Annotated in this window: 19 protein-coding genes; 10 read left to right on the top strand and 9 right to left on the bottom strand. The window is 60.0% G+C overall.

The window, feature by feature from the left end; genetic code table 11:
* The first annotated feature begins 43 nt into the window (after positions 1-43).
* Positions 44-502, top strand: a complete 459-nt coding sequence (locus tag FJU08_RS06465; protein ID WP_141148177.1) for an Lrp/AsnC family transcriptional regulator — start codon at positions 44-46, stop codon at positions 500-502.
* A 6-nt stretch (positions 503-508) separates the two neighbouring features.
* Here the strand turns inward: FJU08_RS06465 and FJU08_RS06460 are convergent, their stop codons facing one another.
* From FJU08_RS06460 to dut, 3 genes are all read right to left on the bottom strand, one after another.
* On the bottom strand, positions 509-1,777 hold the full coding sequence (locus FJU08_RS06460; protein WP_141148176.1) for an MgtC/SapB family protein: 1,269 nt from the start codon (positions 1,775-1,777) through the stop codon (positions 509-511).
* Positions 1,778-1,852: 75 nt separating this feature from the next.
* Positions 1,853-2,449, bottom strand: coding sequence for a class I SAM-dependent methyltransferase (locus FJU08_RS06455; protein WP_141148175.1), 597 nt, complete (start codon positions 2,447-2,449; stop codon positions 1,853-1,855).
* Positions 2,450-2,452: 3 nt separating this feature from the next.
* Positions 2,453-2,917 (bottom strand): dUTP diphosphatase, encoded by a 465-nt coding sequence (gene dut / locus FJU08_RS06450; RefSeq protein WP_141148174.1) that lies wholly within the window; start codon positions 2,915-2,917, stop codon positions 2,453-2,455.
* 93 nt (positions 2,918-3,010) lie between these two features.
* Between dut and FJU08_RS06445 the strand changes: the two genes are divergently transcribed.
* The 3 genes from FJU08_RS06445 to cueR are packed head-to-tail and all read left to right on the top strand — an operon-like array spanning position 3,011 to position 5,938.
* Positions 3,011-4,594, top strand: coding sequence for a peptide chain release factor 3 (locus FJU08_RS06445; RefSeq protein WP_141148173.1), 1,584 nt, complete (start codon positions 3,011-3,013; stop codon positions 4,592-4,594).
* A 15-nt stretch (positions 4,595-4,609) separates the two neighbouring features.
* Positions 4,610-5,476 carry an NAD(P)-dependent oxidoreductase gene (locus FJU08_RS06440; RefSeq protein ID WP_141148172.1) on the top strand — a complete coding sequence of 289 codons (867 nt, stop codon included), beginning with the start codon at positions 4,610-4,612 and terminating at the stop codon, positions 5,474-5,476.
* A 54-nt stretch (positions 5,477-5,530) separates the two neighbouring features.
* Positions 5,531-5,938, top strand: a complete 408-nt coding sequence (gene cueR, locus FJU08_RS06435; RefSeq protein WP_141148171.1) for a Cu(I)-responsive transcriptional regulator — start codon at positions 5,531-5,533, stop codon at positions 5,936-5,938.
* 6 nt (positions 5,939-5,944) lie between these two features.
* On the opposite strand, the gene FJU08_RS06430 is transcribed toward cueR, so the two are convergent.
* Positions 5,945-6,826 (bottom strand): 3-hydroxybutyryl-CoA dehydrogenase, encoded by an 882-nt coding sequence (locus FJU08_RS06430; RefSeq protein WP_141148170.1) that lies wholly within the window; start codon positions 6,824-6,826, stop codon positions 5,945-5,947.
* Between the two features lie 278 nt (positions 6,827-7,104).
* Between FJU08_RS06430 and dxr the strand changes: the two genes are divergently transcribed.
* Entirely contained in the window at positions 7,105-8,277 is a 1,173-nt protein-coding gene (dxr, locus tag FJU08_RS06425) for a 1-deoxy-D-xylulose-5-phosphate reductoisomerase (RefSeq protein WP_141148169.1), read from the top strand.
* Here dxr and FJU08_RS06420 read toward each other — a convergent pair.
* From FJU08_RS06420 to FJU08_RS06410, 3 genes are all read right to left on the bottom strand, one after another.
* Entirely contained in the window at positions 8,265-9,383 is a 1,119-nt protein-coding gene (locus FJU08_RS06420; protein ID WP_141148168.1) for a serine hydrolase domain-containing protein, read from the bottom strand. The two genes, dxr and FJU08_RS06420, sit on opposite strands and share 13 nt — an antisense overlap.
* 144 nt (positions 9,384-9,527) lie before the next feature.
* Complete coding sequence (tnpA, locus tag FJU08_RS06415; protein WP_141148167.1) at positions 9,528-10,082, bottom strand: IS66-like element accessory protein TnpA; 555 nt, start codon at positions 10,080-10,082, stop codon at positions 9,528-9,530.
* 752 nt (positions 10,083-10,834) lie between these two features.
* Complete coding sequence (locus FJU08_RS06410; protein ID WP_141148166.1) at positions 10,835-11,716, bottom strand: LysR family transcriptional regulator; 882 nt, start codon at positions 11,714-11,716, stop codon at positions 10,835-10,837.
* 115 nt (positions 11,717-11,831) lie between these two features.
* Here FJU08_RS06410 and FJU08_RS06405 point away from each other — a divergent pair, with 115 nt between their 5' ends.
* From FJU08_RS06405 to FJU08_RS06385, 5 genes are all read left to right on the top strand, one after another.
* Positions 11,832-12,665 (top strand): SDR family NAD(P)-dependent oxidoreductase, encoded by an 834-nt coding sequence (locus FJU08_RS06405; protein WP_141148165.1) that lies wholly within the window; start codon positions 11,832-11,834, stop codon positions 12,663-12,665.
* A 224-nt stretch (positions 12,666-12,889) separates the two neighbouring features.
* On the top strand, positions 12,890-13,660 hold the full coding sequence (locus FJU08_RS06400; RefSeq protein WP_141148586.1) for an SDR family oxidoreductase: 771 nt from the start codon (positions 12,890-12,892) through the stop codon (positions 13,658-13,660).
* On the top strand, positions 13,653-14,105 hold the full coding sequence (locus FJU08_RS06395; protein WP_141148164.1) for a MarR family winged helix-turn-helix transcriptional regulator: 453 nt from the start codon (positions 13,653-13,655) through the stop codon (positions 14,103-14,105). The genes FJU08_RS06400 and FJU08_RS06395 overlap by 8 nt, the downstream gene beginning before the upstream one ends.
* A gap of 16 nt (positions 14,106-14,121) precedes the next feature.
* On the top strand, positions 14,122-15,342 hold the full coding sequence (locus tag FJU08_RS06390; protein WP_141148163.1) for an epoxide hydrolase family protein: 1,221 nt from the start codon (positions 14,122-14,124) through the stop codon (positions 15,340-15,342).
* A 160-nt stretch (positions 15,343-15,502) separates the two neighbouring features.
* Positions 15,503-16,468 (top strand): LysR family transcriptional regulator, encoded by a 966-nt coding sequence (locus FJU08_RS06385; protein WP_141148162.1) that lies wholly within the window; start codon positions 15,503-15,505, stop codon positions 16,466-16,468.
* Here FJU08_RS06385 and FJU08_RS06380 read toward each other — a convergent pair.
* On the bottom strand, positions 16,377-16,640 hold the full coding sequence (locus FJU08_RS06380) for a DUF2274 domain-containing protein (RefSeq protein ID WP_141148161.1): 264 nt from the start codon (positions 16,638-16,640) through the stop codon (positions 16,377-16,379). The two genes, FJU08_RS06385 and FJU08_RS06380, sit on opposite strands and share 92 nt — an antisense overlap.
* A gap of 2 nt (positions 16,641-16,642) precedes the next feature.
* Positions 16,643-17,687: TraB/TrbI/VirB10 family type IV secretion system protein (locus FJU08_RS06375; protein ID WP_141148160.1), on the bottom strand; the 1,045-nt coding region annotated here is incomplete at its 5' end.

The raw sequence follows: 17,687 nt of genomic DNA, 5'->3' as shown, positions 1-17,687 counted from the left end.
TTAGGTCTAAAATACCACTTAATTACGATTGTTCGGAAAATTAATGTCTTCACCTAATCGTACTACAGCGCTCGACGAGACGGATAGCAAGCTGCTGGCAGCTCTTGCCGGCAATGCGCGGCTGTCGCTGAAGGAGCTAGCGGCCCTTGCCGGCCTTTCCTCGCCCAGCGCTGCCGAGCGGATCCGAAGGCTTGAAGAGCGCGGCATCATTAGTGGCTATGCCGCCGAGATTGATCTTGCGGCCGTCGGTTATCCTATGGAAGCCTTCGTTCGGGTAAAGCCGCTTCCGGGAATGCTGCATATCATCCAGAGCCTGATCGAGGCCATGCCGCTGGTGATCGAATGCGACAAGGTGACAGGTGACGACTGTTTCTTCATCCGGCTTGTCTTCCGCTCGATGCAGGAACTTGACGATATGCTCGACCCGCTGATCGAAAAGGCGGCGACCAGCACCTCGATCATCAAGTCCAGCCCGGTCAAACGACGGCTTCCACCGCTGTGACCGCGCTCAGAACAAAATCTTGAGCGCAACGGCAATCCCGATGCCGCCAGCGACGATCACTGTCATGGTGAGCCCACCGAGCAGGCGGCCATAGGTCGGCGTGCCGCTTGAAATGGCAAGCACCATTTTGGTGACGAGATTTGCGGTCACCGCCAGCAAGATCGCCAGCGAAGCCGTTTCGATCGGAACAGAATTTCCGGCCAGATGCGCGGTTGAAAGCGTGATCGCATCCAGATCGGGAATACCCGAAACGAGTGCGATGATGATGATGCTGGAGGGGCCAAGAAACTGCACCAGTAGCTTGGAGATGAAACCGATGGCGCCAAGCAATGCGCCAAAGCGCAGCACCATCCCCAGCTCGAACGGGTTTTTGAGCTCCAGCTCATGTCCGCCGCCAGACGCTGACTTTCGGGCATTGAGCAAAAGCCCCGCAACGACAAAGATGACGAGACCCGGCGCAAGGCCTGAGGCAAGAGGTGCCGCCAGAACCGGGTCGACCGCCACCGCGATGATGAAGCAGCGCACCAGCGACAGCCCACCCGCAAGCGCAGCCGCACCCGCAAGCTGGCGCGACAGCCCGGTCTCACTCATGGATATCCGGGCGAAGGAAAGCGTTGTCGCCGTTGACGAGACGACGCCTCCTGCGGCACCGGCGAAGAGAATCCCGCGATCCGGCCCGCCAACCCGCATCGCCACGTAGCCCGCATAGGAAAGCGCCGCGATCATCACTGTCATCAGCCAGACGGTGAATGGATTGAAGGCGCCCCAGGGGTCCACCGGGTGATCAGGCAGAAGCGGCAGCGCTACGAAGGTCATGGCGAGCAGGACCAGCGCCGAACGCAATTCCGTCCAGGTCATGGCGCGCAGAAAGCCATGCAGGCTGTGCCGCGCCGCCAGGAAGCCTGTGGTGACCACCGCCCCGGCAGCGGCGATGCGCATATCACCGGTCACCGACACCACGCCAAGCGCAAAGACGATCAGCGCCGCCACCACGCCGGTGACGCTGAAATCATTGCGTGGCGTGGCCGCACGATAGGAAAAGACGACGAAAGCCAGAACAAAGCCCGCCAGCAGCATGGCCGGCAAAACCGGGCCGGTAATGCCCTGAAGATAGCCGGAAACGCCGCCTAAAAAACCGGACAGCGCGAAGGTGCGGATGCCCGCTGCCCGCCCGCCCGCCGGCAGCTCACGCTCCTGCCAGCCGCGTTCCATGCCAACCAGAGCACCAATCGCCAGTGCCAGTCCAAGCCGCTCGAATATCTCGATCATCTCCATGGCCGCACCTCCCGCAGACATGTCACGCTACTACAAAGACCGGAACTTCAAAATCATGCCTTGGCCTGAAACGTCTTACACATTCGGCCTTGTTGCAAAAATATACAGCCAGTCGACCTTTTCGCCGCCATAACCGCCGCCGGCCCGCGCTTCGATCCGAATGTCGCGAAAACCCGCCGCCTGATACTGCATCAATAACGCGTCCCGTTCGGGATAATTGTAATAGCGCCCATAAGCGTCAAACCCTTCGGGTTTGCCCGTCTTGTAGCTGGCATAAAACAATCCGCCCGCCCGCATGGCGGTGAAGATACGCATAAAGACACCCGCCAGCCGATCCCGCGGGACATGGAGAAGGCAGGCATTGGCCCAGATGCCGTCATAACAAGCAGCATCTTCCAGCGCCTCGAACGGTATGAGGCGCACCGGCCGGCCAAGCCGAGCCTCGGCCTCGCGGACCATTTCAGGGGAACCATCGCTGGGCGTGACGTCAAATCCCGCCGCCAGCATGAAGGCGCTGTCGAAACCCGCACCGCAGCCAAGCTCAAGGATGCTGGCGCCCGGCGGCAGCGCTTTGAGAAAACCGCTCAGGCGTTCAGCGTTTGAAACGCGAGAGGCCCCCGCATAGACGGAGGCCTCTTTGTTGTAGAAATCAAAGGTGCGGTCTTCGCTCACCCGTCAGACCCCGGTGGAGCCGAAGCCGCCGGAACCGCGCAGCGTATCGGTGACGTCGCTGACAAGCGCGATTTTCAGCTGGGTGACCGGTGCAATCACGATCTGGGCAATACGCATGCCGCGTTCGATAACGAAATCGGCGTCACCGTGATTGATCAGGATGACCTTGACCTCACCGCGATAATCACTGTCGATCGTGCCGGGACTGTTGAGGCAGGTAATGCCGTTCTTGATCGCAAGGCCCGAGCGCGGGCGAACCTGCGCCTCAAAGCCTTCCGGGATTTCAAAGACGAAGCCGGTCGGCACCAGCGCGCGTTTTCCCGGCGCCAGCGTCAGCGGTTCATCAATCGCGGCACGGATATCCATGCCTGCCGAGCCCGCAGTTTCATAAGCGGGCGGCTCAATGCCTTTGGCATTGTCCAGGCGTTTCAGCTTCAGGGCGGGTAAATCATCAAGCATCTTGTTCATGGATTTTACTCTTGCCATCACGAAGTCACGGGTCAATTGCATATGCGGGCCGAAATCGTTAGATATGCGGCCAATTAACAGGATTTTGTCAAAATGCCCGAAACGCTTGCCGAAGCGGTCGCACGCCGCCGTACCTTTGCCATCATCTCCCACCCGGACGCCGGTAAGACCACGCTGACGGAAAAGCTGCTTCTGTTCGGCGGCGCCATTCAGCTGGCCGGTGAGGTCAAGGCGAAGAAGGACCGGATCCAGACCCGCTCTGACTGGATGAAGATCGAGCGCGAGCGCGGCATTTCGGTCGTCACATCGGTCATGACCTTCGAATATGAGGACACGGTCTTCAACCTGCTCGACACACCCGGCCATGAAGACTTCGCCGATGACACCTATCGCACGCTGACGGCGGTGGATGCCGCCATCATGGTGATTGACGCGGCCAAGGGTATCGAGCCCAGAACGTTGAAGCTGTTCGAAGTCTGCCGGCTGCGCGATATCCCGATCATCACCTTCGTCAACAAGATGGACCGCGAAGCGCGCGACACCTACGAAATCCTCGACGAGGTGGCGCAGAAACTGGCGCTTGATACTGTGCCGATGACCTGGCCGATCGGTCAGGGCAAGAGTTTCTGCGGCACCTATCACCTCAAGGACAGCGCCATTCGCGGCGGTGATGCCGAACGCGAACTGACCAAGGTGAACGGCCCGCGCGTGGTTGCCGACCGCCTGCCGGAACATGAGCGCGAAGACTGGGCGGATGGCGCGGAACTGGCCGTGGAAGGCTTCCCGGCCTTTGATCGCCAGTCCTTCCTTGAGGGGCACATGACGCCGGTCTATTTCGGTTCGGCGCTGCGCAATTACGGCGTCCGCGACCTCATTCACGCGCTGTCCGATTTTGGCCCGCCGCCCCGCGCCCAGGTGGCCGACACACGTATGGTGGAAGCAACCGACCCGAAGATGAGCGCCTTCGTGTTCAAGATCCAGGCCAATATGGATCCGAACCACCGCGACCGCATCGCCTTTGTCCGTGTGTGCTCCGGCACGCTGACACGCGGCATGAAGGCCCGGCTGTCGCGCACGGGTAAGCAGATGGGGCTGACGGCCCCGCAATTCTTCTTTGCCTCGCAGCGCCAGCTGGCCGATACCGCTTTTGCTGGCGATGTCGTCGGCATTCCCAACCATGGCGCACTCAGGATCGGCGATACGCTGACCGAGGGCGAGGCACTCGTGTTTCAGGGTGTGCCGAACTTCGCTCCGGAAATCCTGCGCCGCGTGCGCCTTGAAGATGCGATGAAGGCCAAGAAGCTGAAGGAAGCCCTGCAGCAGATGGCCGAGGAAGGCGTGGTGCAATTGTTCAACCCCGAAGATGGCTCGCCGGCAATCGTCGGCGTCGTCGGTGCGCTGCAGCTCGATGTTCTGAAAGAGCGGCTGAAGGCGGAATATGGCCTCCCGGTTTCCTTCGAAATGTCGCGCTTTTCGGTGTGCCGCTGGATTTCAGCGGAGAAAGTGATGGATCTGGACAAGTTCATCTCCTCCCATCGCGGCGATATCGCCCGCGATCTCGACGGTGATCCCGTGTTTCTGGCCCAGGACGGTTTCTCGCTGAATTACGAGGCTGAGCGCGCACCGGCCATCAAGATGATCGCCATCAAGGAATATCAGCAGGCCAAGGCCGCCTGACGGAAGGATGACAGCATGACGGGTGAGGTAATCGGCATTTGCGGCACCGGCCGCATGGGTTCGGCCATGGCAAGACGGCTTGCCGCAAACGGCTTCAGCGTCGTCTTGTGGAACCGCTCCGGCGTACCGGATGCACTGGCCGCCGAAACCGGCAGCACGGTTGCCCGCTCGCTCACCGTCATGGCGCGCGAGGCCGATATCATCATCACCTCGCTGATCAATGACGCGGCGGTGAAAGGCGTGCTGGACACGCTGACCGCCACTTCGCTGCCCGGCAAGCTGGTGGTGGAAACCTCCACCGTCAGCCCGACCGTGCTGCGCGACGCCTCGGCCGCCATCAAGGCCAAGGGCGGCACCGCCATCGACGCGCCGATCTCCGGTGGACCGGAACTGATCGCGGCAGGCAAGGCCGGGCTTTATATCGGCGGCGCGAAGATCGATTTCGACCGGTTTTTGGCCGTCGCCGAAACACTCTCCGACCGCATCCATCACACCGGATCACTTGGCACGGGCGCCGCCGCCAAGATCGTCAACAACATGATGCTCTGCGGCTATTGGGAAGTGCTGAAGGAAGCGATGATGACGGGCAAGAAAGCCGGTCTCAGCGTGGAAAAGATGCTGGACATTCTCGTGACCAGCCCGTCGGGTTCACCGGCGCTGAAGGGCCGCACACCGCGTATTCTCGGCCAGGACACATCCGTCGGCTTCCCCGTTACCGGCGCCCTGAAAGATGCCACCCTGTTTGCCGCGGTCGCCGACAGTCTCGGCATCGACACCCCGGCCATCGATGCCGCGCGCAAAAGCTATGCCGATTGCCTTGAGGCAGGCCATGGCGATGAAGATCTCTCGGCGATGGTGCGCACCGCCCTCTCCGGCGATTGAAATTCATCGGCCACGCGCCTACATTCCAAAGACTGGAATGTTGGAGTCTGCGTCATGAATATCGGCACTGCTGCGGAACGTTCGGGTCTGCCGGCCAAAACCATCCGCTATTATGAGGATATCGGCCTTGTCGTCGCCGACAGGGCTGAAAACGGCTATCGCGACTATTCCCAGTCCCATGTCCAGCGGCTTGGCTTCATCCACCGCGCCCGCGATCTCGGTTTTTCCGTGGAAGAATGCCGCCAGCTGCTCTCACTTTATGACGATGACGGCCGTGAAAGCGCCGAGGTGAAACGCCTGGCGCTGAGCAAGATTACCGAGATCGAGGAAAAGCTTGCCAAGCTTCAAAGCCTGAAGGCCACGCTCAGACATCTCGCTGACCATTGCCATGGCGACAACCGTCCCGACTGCCCGATCCTGGATGAGCTTTCGGGCTGCCCCTCCTGCGCGTCGGCGCAATAGCAGCGCTTATCGGGTCGGCACCGGTTCATCGCCGCGATAATCATAAAAGCCGCGACCGGATTTGCGGCCGAGCCAGCCGGCATCGACATATTTGACTAGCAGCGGACAGGGACGGTATTTGCCATCAGACAGGCCTTCGTAAAGGTTCTGCATGATGGCAAGGCAGGTATCAAGGCCGATAAAGTCAGCGAGTTCCAACGGCCCCATGGGGTGGCGCGCGCCGAGTTTCATCGCTGTATCGATGGAATCAACCGAACCGACACCTTCATAAAGGACATAGATCGCCTCGTTGATCATCGGCAGCAGAATGCGGTTGACGATGAAGGCGGGAAAATCCTCAGACACGGTCGGGGTCTTGCCAAGCGAGGTGACAAAGGCCTTGGCGGCCTCATAGGTCGCCTCATCGGTGGCAATGCCGCGCACCAGCTCCACCAGATCCATCACCGGCGCCGGATTCATGAAATGCACCCCCATGAAGCGTTCCGGCCGATCCGTGACAGCGGCGAGACGCGTGATCGAAAAGGTGGATGTATTGGTTGCCATAAGCGCGTCCGGCTTCAGGATCGGGCAGATCTTCTGCCACAGCTTGCGCTTGGCATCCTCTTCCTCGGTAATCGCCTCAAGCACGAGGTCGCAGGATGCGAGATCCTGAAGATCAACGGAACCGGTGATCCTTGACAGGGCCTTCTTGCGATCGTCATCAGACAGCTTGCCGCTTGTCACCTGTCGCGCAAGATTGCCGTTGATCGTCGCCAGCCCGCGCTCGATCTGCTCCATGTCTCGATCAATCAGCTGCACGTCATAGCCAGCCGCAGCACAAACATGGGCAACGCCGCATCCCATTGAACCCGCGCCGATAACACCGATGCGCTTGATTGCCTCGACCATCACCCGTTTCCCTGCCCATATGATTACTGTTCATTTTCCGGCAACAAACCTTTCTTGAAAGGCTCACAGCTGTCGGTCAGTGATAGTCGTTCGCTCGCCGCTTTTCCAGTCCCTGCGGCCAGATCCACCCTCCCCGGGCTCCATCCAGCCGGGATAATCAGGCCCAATCCGCGCAAAACCCTTCCAAAGACCGGACGAGATCAAAGACAGACCTGTTGCTCGGCCGTCTTTTGGGCTAGGCCATCAGCAACAGGTTTTGAAGGTTTGAATTTCTGATCATGACACAGCGACGTATTGCGATTTTCGGTGCAACCGGATCCATCGGCATCAACACACTCGACGTTATCGATCAGCTCGGCGGCGCAGAGCGCTTTGAAGTCACAGCCATCACCGGCCACTCCAACATTGATACGCTTGCAGCCTCAGCCATCACACATCGCGCCAGAGCCGCCGTCACTGCAGATCCTGAACGCTATGCAGCGCTGAAAGAGGCACTTTCCGGCAGCGCCGTCACCGCCATGGCCGGTGAAACCGGCCTGATGGAGGCTGCCGCCATGGATAATGATATCGTCATGGCCGCCATTGTCGGCACCGCCGGCCTGAAGCCCGCCCTTGCCGCAGCAAAGGCCGGCGCCGATATCGCCCTTGCCAACAAGGAATGCCTCGTTTCGGCCGGACCGCTGTTCATGCAGGCGGTTGCCGATGGCGGCGGCAGGCTCTTGCCTGTCGACAGCGAGCATTCCGCCATCTTCCAGGTACTGGAGGAGAACCAGCGCAAGGCACTGGAGCGGGTCATCATCACCGCATCGGGCGGGCCATTCCGCACGAAAAGCCTTGCCGAAATGCGCAATGTCGATGCGGCAACGGCACGGGCGCATCCGAACTGGTCGATGGGGCTCAAAATTTCCATCGACAGCGCCTCCATGTTCAACAAGGCGCTGGAAATGATCGAGGCGATGCATCTGTTCCGCCTGCGGCCGGATCAGGTCGAGGTGATCGTTCACCCGCAATCGATCATCCATTCCATGGTCGGCTATGCGGACGGCTCGGTGCTGGCCCAGCTCGGCAGCCCCGACATGCGCACTGCCATCGGCTATGCGCTGGCCTATCCCGCCCGCCCGTCGCTCTCGGTCGAACGGCTGGATTTCGCGCGGCTGGCCCGGCTTGATTTCGAAGCACCGGACGAGACGCGCTTCCCCGCGCTGCGCCTCGCCCGCACCGCCATGGAACGCGGCGGATTGCAGGGCGCCGTGCTGAACGCGGCCAAGGAAGTCGCGCTTGAAGCCTTTATCGCCGGTCGCTGCGGCTTTCTTGAAATGGCCGAAATCACCGGGAAGGTGATGAACGCAATGCAGGCTCTTCCCGCAGCCGCTTCGATCGAGGATATCTATGCCGCCGATGCCGAGGCGCGTCGCCGCGCCGCAGACCACCTCAAAGCTCAGGCGGAGTAAAAGGCCTTCCAGATATCATCCGGGAAAGCGCCATTGCAGCCTTCCATCGCCGTATTGGTCATGATGACGCCGACCGTACCGCTACTCGGATCAATCGACCAGCAATTGCCGTAGACCCCGCCCCAGGTTACCGCTCCGGTGGGCAGGTTCTTACCGTTTGCCTCTGCATCGCTCACCACCGAGCCGATAAAACCGAACCCGGTGCCCGGTCCGACGGCTTCCGGCGCAATCTGGTTCTGCAATGCCGACCGGGCCGTTTCCGCTTTCAGCAGCGTCGAAGACGGCAAGACATAGCTTGAGAGCAGGCTCAGCAGATCACCGGCCGTGCCCGCCATCCCCGCACCGCCGGACTGGAAGGCTTTCGGATTGAAGATCCGCCCCGGTGAAAAGCCATGGACCTGACCATAACGATCGGCAACACTATGCAGGCGGCGCATTTTCACGGGCTCCGGCTTGTGATCGGCATAGGGCGTTGCAAGGCGGGTCTCATCTGTCACCGAAAAGCGCGTATCTGTCATGCCAAGCGGACCGATGACATATTTCACCACCGCCGCTTCCAGCGTTGCCCCGGTGGTGTGAGCAATCAACGCGCCGAGAATATCGATTGCCACCGAATAGGCCCAGGCAGAACCGGGCGCGAAATTGAGCGGCACATCGTTCAGCCGGGCGAAATTTTCCTCAAAGCCAAGATCAGTATCCGTCAACCCGCTATTGGCCGCCTCGCCCTTGGGCAGAACCGCAGCGCCACCTGTGTAATCAAGACCCGATGTATGCGTCAGAAGATGACGGATGCGGATATCAGCCTGCTGCCCGTCGGGCCCTTTCGGGTGAAACCACGGCAGACGATCCGACACTTTGTCATCCAGGGCGAAAAGTCCGGCATCGATCATGGCAAGCGCGGCGGTGGCAACAACCGGTTTGGTGACGGATGCCAGCCGGTAGATCGTATCAAGCGCTACGGGCCGCTCTGTCTCACGATCGGCAAAGCCTGCGGCGCGCCGAAACAGCAGCTCACCGCCACGCGCAAAAAGGATCGTCGCCCCGACAATGCGCTTCTGTGCGATCGCGTCATCGATCACCGCATTTACCCGCGCCTCAAAACACATGAAGGTCACTCCGTGAAATATGCCAATAGAATCAGTTCGGTTTGATTCTAGCAAAGCAGTCAAGAGCCAGACCTGCAATCACAGGCCTTCGACAGAGGCGGAGGTCTGCAACGCTGTGCCTGAACCACTAGAACCCATCGGCATTCAGGATTGAGCTAAACCGCTATCGCGGTGACTGGGGCTGGCTTTAAACGGAAGCCCCTGACAGATTGGATAGTGTAGTTGCAACCCAACCTTCAGACAGGAGTTGCGATGGCCGATATGATCCAAGACGCGCTGGGTGAGCGGTTGATGCTGGGCGAACTTCTCAAACAGGATCATCGCCAGTGCCTCCGTGTCGATGTCGCTATCCACGCGGACACGACGACCGCGGCCCAGATCAATCGTGACATCGCTGCGTTTCCGGCGAGGATGCGATGAGGCCGGCGCTTCTGAGGCAGCAGGCGGGACTGCCGGTGCGGCCTCCGAAACGATCACGGGCACCAAGGTGCTCGATCCCAGCGTCGACGGCTCCTCGATCCGGCACAGTTCCTTGCGCCAACGAAAGAGCTGGCTCACGTGGATGCCGGCCGATCGCGCAATCTCGGAAAGAACCGCACCAGGCTCAAGGCAGGCGGCAACCAGCCGCTCCTTGTCCTCGCGTGACCAGCGCCGACGGCGCTCGACAGACGTGATCACTTCAATCGAATGTTTGGTCATAGGACTACTCCTAGTGTTTGCACTAGGACTTCCAATGTTCACGCCAGTCTCGCAAGACGGCCTTCACCGGAGGCTTACGAGAAATGAGCGCTTACATTCCAATCACCCAGAATGTCTTTCACGGTGACGACCGGGTGACGATGTTGACGATTTGAAGATTGGAATTGAGAAGCCAGAAACGGGCAAGGCCCGCTAACGCATTGCGTTAACGGGCCTTTATTGGTTGCGGGGGCAGGATTTGAACCTGCGGCCTTCAGGTTATGGTCCGAAGGACGACGAGCTACCATCGCCAGCGAAGATGAAGTCTTCGCGCCAGCGATCATCGCGTCTGGTTTTGGTGAGATTGGTTGCGGGGGCAGGATCTGATCACAACTTGCGCCCTGATGGCCGACCGGTGGGCCCGGCCGACGTCGGCGAAGTTACCAAGCAAGTAAAGATGGTGGCGGGGACATGCATCGATCTTAAGCGACTTTTTCAGGTAGCTGCGTAAACAAAAGTTTGCCACGGCTGGCTGTCTTATCGAGCTTTTTGAAGAGGACACGCAGGAGCGGACTCGCGCCTGTGGCTATCACGGATAGTATATTGGTGGCTTCCCGCGCGTTTTGAAGGCCAAGACGAAAGCTGAGTATTACTTTGGCAGACGTATCGCATCGCATAAAGACACGATAAGCAGCCTCACACCGTCCAAAGTAGGCTCTGGTCCTTTATAAGCCAACGACATCATAACTTTATTTTTCTGATAAATCAGATAATTAGCGATCCCGTAGCATGTCCACCATTGCGCGGAGCACTGGGGGCATATGGCGCCGGCCGGAATAGTAGAGACACAGGCCGGGATAAGGTCGCGTCCAATCGTCAAGAACCCTAACAAGCCGACCGCTGGCCAGATCTTCCGACACGTTCCACTCACTCAAATAGGCGACACCAAAACCTGCCCGAACCGCCTCAAGTGTCAGCAATGGTTCATCGAGAATGAGCTGCCCAACGCCATCCAAGTTGACCCGCTCGCCACGCCGTTCAAACTCCCAACGATAGAGCCCCCCATCCGGAAGCCGGGTTCTAAGGCAATGATGCTCCTTCAAATCCGCAGGTGTAGCAGGCGGCGGATGACGCCTGAAGTATTCAGGGGTCGCAACCACGGCAAATCTCTGCTCTGGCCCCAAAGGAATCGCAATCATATCCTTGGGAACTAGCTCAGCCAGTCTTATCCCCGCATCAAAGCCCGCCTCGATTACGTCGATAGGTTTCCCCTCGGTGACAAGATCAATTGTAACCTTCGGGTACTGTCGGAGAAACTCCAACAATATAGGCGTCATGATCTGTCGCGCCGCGCCGAGCGACGCATTGAGCCTCAGTGTGCCTTGAGGTTCGCCGCCAGTGTTCCCAGCATTTTCGACTGCAATCAAAAGGTTCCCAAGCGGCTCCTCTATCTCTTTGAGAAAAGCCTCTCCCGCCTCGGTCAGCGTCACGCTACGAGTGGTTCGGTGGAAGATCCGTACTCCCAATTGCTTCTCAAGCGCCGCTATGCAGTGGCTTAACGCCGAGCGCGACATGCCCAGATCAGTTGCAGCGGCACGAAATCCTTGGCGCTGCGCGACCGAGCGCACTGCACGAAGCTGTGCCAAATCGACCATGCAATTGTCCTAATTGTTTCACCATATCATGCGCGATTGTGCCACTTATCTGGGAACTGCAGCAAGCCTATCTGATTTGGCAACGGAAATTGGCCAAAAAAGATGGAGAAATCAGATGCAAAGAACTTGGCTTGTCACCGGAAGCTCGCGCGGACTTGGTCGTGCCTTGGCCGAAAAAATATTGGATGCGGGTGACAATCTTTTGGCGACCGCACGCAATCCGGCCGCTCTCGACGGCCTGAACACGGGGCGCCCCGGACAACTCGTCGCTACGAAGCTGGACGTAACAGAGCCGGAGCAGGCCGACGCGGCGGTTCGCCTTGCCATCGAGCACTTCGGTCGTCTGGACATGCTGGTGAACAATGCAGGCTTTGGTAACATCGGATCGGTCGAGGATACGTCGCTCGTGGACGTCCGGCGTGAGATCGAGACCAACCTCTTCGGCACCATCATCATGACGAAGGCTGCCATTCCCCATATGCGGGCGCAGCGGTCAGGCCACATCATTCAGCTTTCCTCGGTGGGTGGGCGCTTGGGCGCGCCGGGGCGATCGGCATATTCTGCCGCGAAATGGGGCGTGGAGGGCTTTTCCGAGGTCCTCAAGCGGGAAATGGAGTTGATAGGTGTCCGTGTCACGATCGTTGAGCCCGGTGGTTTTCGCACAGATTTCGCGGGCACTTCGACGACGATCAGAAACGGGCGCCCGGAATATGACGCCGAGGTCGGCGTAGCCGCCCGCATGCAGCACATTTATAATGGCAAGCAACCAGGCGATCCGAAGCGGGCCGCAGAGGTCATCTTTAGTATCCCTGGCATGGACAACCCTCCCCTGCGTTTAGCCTTGGGAACCGACGCAGTTGGCGCCATCGAAGCCGCAAACAAGGCGCGACGAGATGAACTTTTGAGTTGGCAGAATCTGAGCAGAACGACCGATTTTCCGTCAGACTAAACCGCCCCCGCATTTTGGCAAGCAAACTGTTTTGGGCATTTTCTCCTCTGGTCACCGCGTGTGACGTCCGTTCGGGATAGACAGATAGTGCGCGGAGCCTGAGCCCGTATCTGCCGCGAAAGCGTGACGGGCGGGGCCAAGACGTGTTTCGCTCATCCTTCGCCTCAAGAGTTGACACATCAACCAGTGCATCTTATGTTGACACATCAACCGAGAGGTCAATCATGCCCATAGCATCATCCAATTCCACAGCACTCATTACTGGCGGAAGCACCGGCATTGGCCTTGCTTTGGCGTCTCGGTTCTTGAGTGCAGGCAGCACCGTGATTGTCACGGGCCGATCGCAACAACGTCTTGACGAAGCAGCGGCGGCGCACCCCGGACTGCTGACGATCGCGAACGACATGAGCAGGGCTGAAGACCGTTCGGCCTTGGCGGCGCAACTGCACCGCGAACACCCCTTTCTGAACATAGTCATCAACAATGCCGGTATTCAGCGGCGGGTCGCGCTTGCAGAGGACGATGCCCCTTGGACCGAAAGACAGGCGGAAATTGACGTGCTCCTGTCTGGTCCGGTGCACCTGAACCATCTATTGGTGCCGCACCTCTTGGCAACCGGGCGCCCTTCGCTAGTCGCGAATGTCACCTCCGGCGGCGCCTATGTTCCGCAGCCCTTTGCTCCCGTTTATGCCGCCTGCAAGGCCGCGCTTCACAGCTATACCGTCACCCTGCGCCACGCGCTGCAGGGAACACCGTGTCGCGTGGTGGAAATCGCCCCGCCTGCCGTGCAAACCGCGCTGGCTGGTCCCGGGGCCAGCCATGGCGTGCCGCTCAATGATTTCGCTGATGCCATCTTCGCGCGCCTCACCGAAACCGAGGAGGATTTCATCGGCTATGGGATGACCGACAGCGAAGCATTTCACGCCGCTGCGGAACCCTATGCCGAGATGTTCAAAGGTTTCGCCGGCCGCTTCCCGGTCAAAACCTATGACTGAGCCCTCCGCCAATAGCCTCACGGACGAGGAACAGGCCCTTTGGCACGCAATCAAGATGCTGGGGGACGAGGCCTGCCAGGCGGTCGGGCGGGACATCACCGCACGCACTGCACTTTCCGGTGCGGATTTCGCGATCCTCTCGCGGCTGGACGAGTTGGGTGACGGCCGTCTGGCGCAGCGCGACCTGCTGGCCTCGCTTGGCTGGGACAAGAGCCGCGTTTCGCACCAGTTGCGCCGCATGGAAGAGCGCGGGCTGGTCACGCGCGACCAGATCGAGGGCGCGGCATGTGCGACTTTGACCGAGGCGGGCGCCCAAGCGCTCGCATTGACGCGTCCCGTGCATGCCGCCGCCATTCGCGAGCGGGCCCTGCAGCATGTGCGCCCCGAAGAGCGCGACGCGCTGATCGCCGTGGCCCGGCGCATCGCCGCCGCCGTCAAGAAGTGATTGGAAATGTAAAGACATGACCCCGACCTTATACCCGATCCACGTTGCTCAAAACGTGCTGGATGACATGGTGGCCCGCATTCGCGCCACACGATGGCCGGATGACCCCGGCAATAGCGATTGGTCCTATGGCGTCGAAGAAGGATATCTGAGATCCCTCGCCCGGGACTGGGTCGAAAGTTTCGATTGGCGCGCGGTCGAGGCACGGATCAATGCCTATGACAATTGGCGGGTCAAGATTGACGGTATTCCGATCCACTACCTGAGTATCCCCGGCAAAGGCCCTGCCCCAAAGCCGCTGATCTTGACCCACGGTTGGCCCTGGTCGTTCTGGGACATGGAACGCGTAATCGGCCCGCTGACCGACCCTGCTGCCCATGGCGGTGATCCCACCGAGGCGTTCGAGCTGATTATCCCATCCCTGCCCGGCTATGGCTTTTCCGGCACAGTCCCGCGTGCGGGCCTGACTTTCTGGCAGATCGCGGACCTATGGCACCGGCTGATGACCGATGTGCTGGGCTTCGAGCGCTATGCGGCCAGCGGCGGTGACTGGGGCGCGCTGATCGCCTCGCAACTGGGGCACAAATACGCCGAAAGCCTTTACGGCATTCACATCATGCACCCAATGCTGCTGGACCAGTTCGGCACACAGATGCCGTGGAACGTGGCGGCGCGGGCTTGGGATACGGGGGCCAAAGTCTCGCCCGCAGTCACCAAGTTCGCGGCGCATTTCGCAGTACACGTGCTTGACCCGCAGACCATGGCCTACGGGTTAAATGATTCCCCGGTTGGCCTGCTGGCCTGGCTGCTGGAACGTTGGCGGGCCTGGGGCGACACGCGCGACGGCGATGGCAAGGTGACAGGTGACCCCGAACGGGTCTTTTCCCGCGAACACATGCTGGCCAATGCGACGATCTACTGGGTCACGGGAACGGCAGGGTCCTCGATGCGTGCCTATGCGGACGCGGCACGCTACCCATGGGCGCCCTCGCACGACCGCCAACCCGTTGTGGAGGCACCGGTGGGCATCACCTTCCTGGGCGGAGAAAACCCTCCAGGCGTGAAGACCGAAGACCGCGCCGCGCTTTTCGCTTCTGGTCCCCGCGCTTCGTTCTTCAACACGGTCTACATGAATGCACATCCTCGTGGCGGCCATTTCGGATATTACGAAAATCCGGAAGCCGTCGTACAGGATCTACAGGAAGTGCTTCGGCAATGCGCTGGCAAACAGCCATGAGAACGGCGGCAGTTGCGTTCGAATCCACCGTCTTTTCCATAGGATCCGATTTTCCTCCAAACACTAAGTACGGCGAAGACAGAAAGACATGCCGAGGACAGAAGGCTGGCCATCAAACTTACGTTGAGAATGAACCCGATTGGGTGGCACGTGGCCTCTAATGATAGCCGGCCTTCGTCATCTATGCTATTTCGTGAAGGCGGCGGAACATGGAAGTTTTCGCAAGGCTGGCCTCGCACTTGGAATACAGGAATCAGCGATTAGCCGCCGTATCCGTGATTTGGAAGACGAGTTGGGCGCCTCGCTTTTCCATCGCAGGACGACCGGTGTGACACTGACCTTCGCAGGCCAACGTTTTCTGTCTCAGGCACGAATAGCTCTGCAGAGTGTGAGTGATGGCGCCAACGATGTTGCTGCTATTGGACGCTCAGAGAGCGGCCAAATTAAAATCGGAATATTCTCATCCCTCTCGTCCGGATTTCTTCGTGACTTACTCTATTCCTATAACAGATACCACAAAGGTGTGTCGATCGAGTTTATCAACGGAAACCCATCAGAACATGTTTCCTCGTTGCGTCAACTCAAGCTCGACATCGCATTTGTAACGGGAACTTCGGCATGGAGGGATTGCGATTCCGCGCACCTCTGGAGCGAACGTATATTTTTGGTCCTCCCTTCCGAGCATCCGCTCACACAAGCCGACGAAGTCGAATGGGCACAGGTAGTGGATGCGCATTTCATCGTAAGCAACGCTGCCCCAGGGCCGGAAATTCGTAATTACCTCGTGCGACGCCTCGCAGATTTCGGTCGTCACCCGGATATAGAAGCACAATATGTTGGCCGCGATAACCTAATGACGTTGGTCGCAATCGGCCGAGGGATAGCTATTGCGAGCGAAGCAACGACAGCTGCGTTGTTTCCAGGCGTGGTCTACCGGCCGATCCGGGGCGAAGTGCTGCCGTTCAGTGCGGTCTGGTCGCCATATAACGACAATCCCGCTAGTCGCCGTATGATCAGCATGGCGCGTCAGATGGCTAAGTCCCGCTTGGCGGCTGGGTCGCGGCCTGCTGAGAATCCTTTCCCGAGGTCCGGCGCGCCTTTGCAAAGCCGCGATCCGTCGCGATGAACCGCTCCAGCATGGGAACGATCAGACGAACTGGATCAGCGGCGGGCTGGCCGGCATCTCGAGCGAGGATATCCGCATAGACAGCCAAGTCGCGGTGCAGTCCGGCGGGCAGCTCCAGCGTAACCTTGACCGGCTTGTCGTCGGCGAGTGGTCCAAGTTTCAGTTTGGTCATGGTCAGCCTCCATAGGGTTCGAGGACAAGGTCGCGCGTTACCAGCACCCGCACGGGGAAGCCTGGTCGGATGGTCAACGTGGGCGCAATATTAAGTTGGCGCTGCACAATCTGACGACCGGTCTGGCTGATACTGTCGGAGGTGCCCTGGCGGAGCGCACGCTCGATCGTGCTCTCGTCGCTGGAAGAGCCCGCTTCCGCGCCGATGCTCAGGATTGTCGAAAGGACCGCAGCACCCTTGAACAACTCCCCCCAATGGTAGTCGACGCCATCTTCGAGGCCGGCAAAGCCCTGGCTGTCCGCACCGGGCTGGCGTTCCAGCACAATTGACCGGCCATTCGGGAAGATCAATCGGGTCCACACCAGAAGCACGCGGCGCTGACCGAAGCCGACGCCGTTGTCGTACTGGCCGATGACGCGCGTGCCCTGCAGCACGAGCAGGATTTGCCCCGTTGGGCTGTCATAGACATTCTCGGTCACCTGCGCGGTGATCTGTCCGGGCAGATCGGAGCGGATGCCGGAGATGAGGGCCGCCGGGATGACCGCGCCGGCCTGGAGGATATTGGCCGATGCAGGTGCCGCGACACGATCGGGCGAGACGGTGCGCTTGTCGGTTGCCTTGTCGAGGAAGGCCTGTTGCCGATCCTGCGCCGTGGGCGTTGTGGGCTGCGGCGCGAGGCCGAGGCTGTTAAGGTCCGGCGTCGCGCTGCCCGGCGCGATGGTGGTGGCGGTTGAGGCGCTGCCGGGCCTCACATCAGTCTGGGCGAAGAGCTTGGCCGTGCGGGCGGCCTCGATCTCCTGAAGGCGCCGGCGTTCTTCCTCGCTGACGCCCTGGTCAGGCGCAGCGACGGCCGGTGCCGGGACCGAATGCCCGCCGTTCTGCGCGCTGAGGATCGGACGGCCGAGATCGCCCGGCAGTGGTGGACCGAGCCTGGGGACGTCGCCATAGTTCTTCGGTGTCAACGGCGGAGTAAAATCCGGCCACGTGGCGGAGCAAAAGTCGGCCACTTGTGGCGTGCGCATGAGACCGCCGGGAGGGCGTAGCCCG

It is taken from the genome of Martelella alba (genome assembly GCF_006516955.1).
GTDB lineage: Bacteria > Pseudomonadota > Alphaproteobacteria > Rhizobiales > Rhizobiaceae > Martelella > Martelella alba.
Note: the sequence above shows the minus strand (reverse complement) of the source record. Positions and strands in the feature narration are given on the sequence as shown.